General features: G+C 46.8%; 7 protein-coding genes. 3 read left to right on the forward strand and 4 right to left on the reverse strand.

Annotation, left to right across the window (positions count from 1 at the left end; all coding sequences use genetic code 11):
* On the reverse strand, nt 1-334 hold a 334-nt coding region (locus Q0340_RS04935), incomplete at its 3' end, for an SLATT domain-containing protein (RefSeq protein ID WP_298082411.1).
* Nucleotides 335-841: 507 nt separating this feature from the next.
* The gene (locus tag Q0340_RS04940) at nt 842-1,585 is read right to left on the reverse strand and encodes a DUF4272 domain-containing protein (protein WP_298082412.1); all 744 of its coding nucleotides are present in this window, start codon (nt 1,583-1,585) and stop codon (nt 842-844) included.
* 181 nt (nt 1,586-1,766) lie between these two features.
* Here Q0340_RS04940 and Q0340_RS04945 point away from each other — a divergent pair, with 181 nt between their 5' ends.
* Entirely contained in the window at nt 1,767-2,033 is a 267-nt protein-coding gene (locus Q0340_RS04945) for a hypothetical protein (RefSeq protein ID WP_298082413.1), read from the forward strand.
* Nucleotides 2,034-2,407: 374 nt separating this feature from the next.
* On the opposite strand, the gene Q0340_RS04950 is transcribed toward Q0340_RS04945, so the two are convergent.
* Nucleotides 2,408-2,593 (reverse strand): hypothetical protein, encoded by a 186-nt coding sequence (locus tag Q0340_RS04950; protein ID WP_298082414.1) that lies wholly within the window; start codon nt 2,591-2,593, stop codon nt 2,408-2,410.
* A gap of 228 nt (nt 2,594-2,821) precedes the next feature.
* The gene (pepE, locus tag Q0340_RS04955; protein WP_297942947.1) at nt 2,822-3,655 is read right to left on the reverse strand and encodes a dipeptidase PepE; all 834 of its coding nucleotides are present in this window, start codon (nt 3,653-3,655) and stop codon (nt 2,822-2,824) included.
* A gap of 307 nt (nt 3,656-3,962) precedes the next feature.
* On the opposite strand from pepE, the gene Q0340_RS04960 reads away from it, so the two are divergent.
* The gene (locus Q0340_RS04960) at nt 3,963-4,220 is read left to right on the forward strand and encodes an MGMT family protein (protein WP_298082415.1); all 258 of its coding nucleotides are present in this window, start codon (nt 3,963-3,965) and stop codon (nt 4,218-4,220) included.
* A 648-nt stretch (nt 4,221-4,868) separates the two neighbouring features.
* The coding region (locus tag Q0340_RS04965; RefSeq protein WP_298082416.1) for a hypothetical protein at nt 4,869-5,092 on the forward strand (224 nt) is incomplete at its 3' end.

The following is a 5,092-nucleotide window of genomic DNA, read 5'->3' on the forward strand; positions in this document are numbered from 1 at the left end:
GCTTTTTTACATTTTTATAACCAGTCTCGGCAATAGGAAGCGAATTTTCATTTAAAGAATTTCTTTCTTTACTAAATTCAATTAATCTTTTAGTGTATTCATCTATATAATTTGAATTTTTTATTTCAATATCATTAAAAATTCTTATTTGATTTCTTAACGATAAAAATTTATTACCGTTATTTTGGTGAGATAAATATTTTTCTTGCGGATTTAAGAATATTAGAATTACTGTTATAAAGCTAGAAATTATACCGCAAATTACTGTACATAATTGACTATCTAGTAAGGTGAGTGTAAATGACAAACAAAGTGATAGGATTGAAAATATCATTAGTCAATAATAAAGACGTCGCCAAAATTTAGCGCTTTCAAAATGTCCTTTTGCAGAATATATACAATCTTCCTTTAATCTTTCAGCTTCTTGTTTAATATTTTCTATTGTATTTACGTTCATCTTACTTCGTCATCTTTCATAAAAATTAGTTTAATTTTGTGTATAGATAGCAATCTTATGTTTTTGAGTAAAATGCTTTTTTTGTAGCCCATTTTTTACCTTTCTTAGTTTTAATTATAGCTAATTTTGGATTATACATGGCTTTCAAATTATATATTTAAAGCCGCACTCTAGGCAAGAATTAGAAATACATCTAGATTTTATTCTGTCCCCTGCGCCTTTGTGTTCTGCCAACACAAGAAAAACACAAAGATTAGTGGCGCCGAACCATAAAATTTTTTCATTTTATGAAGTCGCAAAACTCCGCTTGTCATAAGTCTAGTGTTTAATACGCAATTAAAATTCGGCGAAATTTTTAACGATGTATAAAGGAAAAAAGGGTCGCTAAGTGTTCAAGTCCGGATAATCCCACGCATTATATTCATCCGTCAGATTATCGTTCTCCGCCCCCTTGCAGCATAGCCACTCTAGCCCGCCGCGCCTCTCCATCACGACCTCTTCGTCGAGCCCCGCGCAGTCTGAGCCGTGCACGCGGGCATTGACGCACGCCCAGTGGTAGCGGTAGATGAGATCGAGCGCCTGCAAAATTTCATCCGTGCCCCGCAGCTTCACGCGCGCTGAAAAATCGCCGCTGCTAAAGGTGTCCATCACAAAGGCGCAGTCGCAGATCTCGCTCGGAAAGCTAAGCTCCTCCACGAGCCCCATCGCCCACATCAGCGCCCACAGCGACTCGTATTTCCAGCCCATATTTATGGCCTCGTCGCGGCTTGCCTCGCCCTGCGTGACGCGGCGCTCCATGCGCGAGAGCTTGTCTATGCAGCCGTAGCGGTTCGTAAGAAAGTCCCGCGCGCCCTGCTTACCCTCATCCGCGAGCTTGCCCTCGTCTCTGATCGAGCAGGCGCACATTATCGCCGCGTAAGAACAGATCGCGCGAGCGATGACTTCGTCCTTTTCGCGCGGGGTGACCTCGTCCGTCTCGTATCGTAGCGGCAGATGATCGATATACGGCACGCCTTGGGATTTTAAAATTTCGATGCTTATATCCTTGCGCTCTTGCGCGGTCTTGCCGATCTTTGCGGCGTTTGCGCTATTTTTGCCGCCTTTTTTGAAAAAATCCGAAAATGCCATGAGCTCCTCTCTTAAAATTTTAAACGTATTTTAAAACAATCGCGCAAAATTTCAGCTTACGACGGTGGGGCGGATTTTTAAATTTAAGCTCAAACCCAAGCTTTGCAATCGGACGGAAATTTCACGCTGCGTTACGAATTTATGCGCCGCGCAGGCTCGTCCGTGCCTGCAATGAAGCCTAATGTGGCGTCTGAGTGGATCGTTCATAGTGGCTAAACGCTTAAATTTGCAGGCGTTTGAAATTTACAGCCCTTTGCGAGCCGTCTGCGAAGCGGCGCAAACTAGCGGCGGCAAGTGCGGCTTTGAGATCGTGCGGCTTACGATGCGGCGGAGTGATTTTTGCTTATATGGACGCCCTTGTGCGAGCGATGCCGCCTTTTCTTGCATAATCAAGCCGTTTAAAACGGAAAAACGATTAAATTCTAAAAGCGCGTATGATTTGAAGTAGTGTTTTTTGCGTAGACGTCGCCTTTGCTCGCGCTATCGATGCCGCCCGTTTATAGCGTCGTAATATTCGGCAGTTTGTCGTTATTTAGATCAAATTTTAAAATTTTACCGTCCGCGCAGCGCTTTGCGTAAAAATAATCTTTGTAAAAAGAAGCGCCGCAGCCAAGCCCGCGACCGATCGTTTCGTCGTTTTGAGTTTATCTTTGATCGCGGAGAAAATTCTCCCAAGTAGCCGTGCCCGAATTTTTTGCGACTAGCCGCAGCGCGATCATCTCTATAGCTTTTTGCGTCTCTGCTCGCCCGTGCCTTCTATGATGCTTCGATACATATCGTCGTAAAATACCTTTGCAGGCAATTCGGGCTCTTGCGGCGATTCTAGCGATATAAAAATTTTAAGCTTTGCCTTAGATCGGTTAAGTTTCGGCGGTTACTCGAACCTGCTTTGGCGGCGCCATAGGCGCTTCTTTTTTGCAAATATACCGTCCCGCCGCAGCCGGCAAGGATGTCCGCGATATACGGAATAAAATCACCGAGCGGCATAAGAAGGTGGACGCGGGGCATTTATCTGCGTTTTAAATTTTACTTTTTATGGCCTCGGTGATCGCGCGCCGCTTTAAATCGATGCTTGTCTTTTGATCGCGCGTTCGCATAAGCAAAACGCGCTTTGCCGCGTAAATTTAAAAGCGGCGCCCGTATTTAGCCGAGCGCCGCAATTAAAATTTAAACGATTCGCGCATTCAAACGAGCAGTGCCGTCTGGCACCTCTCGGTTAAATTTAAGCGGGTGCGATCAATACTTAAATGAGCTGCCCGGCTCGATCAACTTAACCTTTTGCTTATAGTTCATCTTTAGAACCGCGGCGGGCCCGAGCACGGTCGCCTTCTCGCCCTCTAGCCAAAACGCCGTACCCTCCGGCATCGCATAAACGGTCGATTTTTGATTAGCGATCAAAAATTCCTCCAGCCTCTCCTCTCTGCTCTCGCCGTTGTGCCCCGCAGGCTTGCCCGAGATGAAGTGCGGATTGATCTGGTGCGGGAAAATATTGAAGGTATTAAACGACTCAGGCTCGATGATCGGCATATCGTTCGTCGTCATCATCGTAGCGCCCGCGACGTTCGAGCCCGCGCTCCAGCCGATATACGGCGTGCCGTCCTCGACCATTTTGCTGATTAGCGCGATGAGCTCGTTTTCGTACATATCGTGCACGAGCTTGAAGGTGTTGCCGCCGCCTACGAATATGCAATCCGCGCTCGCAACTTCCTTCGCGGCGTTTTTAGCGTGGTGAACGCCGACGATGTTTAAATTTAAGCTTGCAAGCGCCTCTTTGACGCGCTTTTCATATTCATCGTAGCTCCTGCGTAGGCTCGCGTAAGGGATGAAAACGATCTTTTTGCCCGCGAGGTTGTTCTCCTGTGCAAATTTACCGATCCACGACACCGCGTGCGATAGATACTTCGTGTCTTTGTAGCCCGAGCTTGAGAGCAGCAGCGCTCTTTGCTTGCTATGATCGCGCTTAGAGAGCTTAAACGCCTTTTCGCTCGCAGCCAGTTCGCTCGTACCGAGCATCGCAGCGCCCGCCGCCAAAGCGGCTACCTTTAGTAGGTCTCGTCTTTGATTTTGCATCTTTTCTCCTTTAAATCAAAGTTGATATCTGTTTTGAAATTATATTCCTTTACATATAAAGAGGGGCTGAATATCCGGTTTAAATTTTGCTTGCGCGCAGGTCTCGGCAGGGTAAAATTTAAAACTACTAAATTTCAAATTCGGCGAGGCGCCGCGTCGTAAAATTTAAAAACGCGGCTAAATTTAATGAAATTCATGGCGCCGACACGAGGTTAAATTTAGTGAAATTTCGCCCAAATTTAAACGCGAAAGAGTATAATCGCGCCATGGTTTTGACGCAAAATTTGATCTATGAAATTTTACCCTTGTGGGGGAGATCCCCGCGGGCAGGGTCGCTAGCTACGGGCAGATCGCGCGCCTGATCGGGCTGCCCGCTCACTCGCGGCTCGTGGGGCGCGTGCTCTCGCAAGCAGAGCTCTACGGCGACTACCCGTGCCACCGCGTCGTAAATCATGAGGACGCCTTGGCGGCGAGCTTTGCGGCTCAGCGCGAACTGCTAGAGGCCGAAGGCGTGGAATTTAGAGGCGAGCGCGTCTGTATGAAAAAGCACCGCTGGGAGTGCTAAGGCCTAATCGCCGCAGCCTGAAGCACGGAATTTACGGATCGTTTGAAGCGCAAAATTTTAAATTGTCCGCGGCATGGAATTTTAATTTATAAAATTTTAGATCCGCGCAGGTTTAAGCGGCGTAGCGGCAGCGCTGCCGACCGCTAAGAGCCTGCGAGCTTCATTTGTTTGTAGATGCGGCGCAAATCATCATGCGTGAAAAGATAAAATTCATCTTTTTTGCGTGGCGGCTTAAATGCTGCACTAAGCGGCTCCTCGGCATCAGTCCGCCGCAGTTTTACGAAGCAGGCGCGACGCCGCCTATTGGTTTTCTTGTCGCGCCCGTTTCGGCACCGCTTATAGATTTTGGCTATCGTAAATTTTGACCCAAAAAGGCAAATTTGGCCGCTAATTTTAGTCAAATTTAAGCTCCTCCGCGAAAAATGCGACGCCGTTTTTTAAAGACATATAAAAATGCCTAGCAAATTTAACGCGCTCACCGATCCGATATTTAAACTCGCAAGCCAAATTTATCCTCAGGATGCGGGTAAATTTACCCTAAGTCCGAAAGCAAAAGACAAAATAAAGCCAAATTTAAGGCGTAAAGCATTGCTGAATATTAACTAAAACCGCATATAATCCGGGCTCAAATCAATAAAAAAGGACAAAATGAATGAACTATCAAAACTCCCGACTCCCGATATCGCCGAGCACGGCGCGTTTTTCCCGTCGCCGTTTTCGCTGTCGCAGTTTACTGCGCCCGTGAGCGATCTGGCGGATTTTAATTACGAGAAAAAATACGACGGCGATAAAAAAATCCTCATCATCGCGGCCGACGAGCGGTATTTGCTGATGGACAACGGGACGTTTTTCTCCACGGGCAACCACCCCGT

This window comes from uncultured Campylobacter sp., from assembly GCF_938045595.1.
In the GTDB taxonomy this organism is placed as follows: domain Bacteria; phylum Campylobacterota; class Campylobacteria; order Campylobacterales; family Campylobacteraceae; genus Campylobacter_B.

What these genes read in the sequence shown, in the direction of transcription:
- Q0340_RS04940 (WP_298082412.1), bottom strand. Translation starts at nt 1,585, where the DNA reads ATGGCATTTTCGGATTTTTTCAAAAAAGGCGGCAAAAATAGCGCAAAC.
- Q0340_RS04945 (WP_298082413.1), top strand. Translation starts at nt 1,767, where the DNA reads ATGTGGCGTCTGAGTGGATCGTTCATAGTGGCTAAACGCTTAAATTTG.
- pepE (WP_297942947.1), bottom strand. Translation starts at nt 3,655, where the DNA reads ATGCAAAATCAAAGACGAGACCTACTAAAGGTAGCCGCTTTGGCGGCG.
- Q0340_RS04950 (WP_298082414.1), bottom strand. Translation starts at nt 2,593, where the DNA reads ATGCCCCGCGTCCACCTTCTTATGCCGCTCGGTGATTTTATTCCGTAT.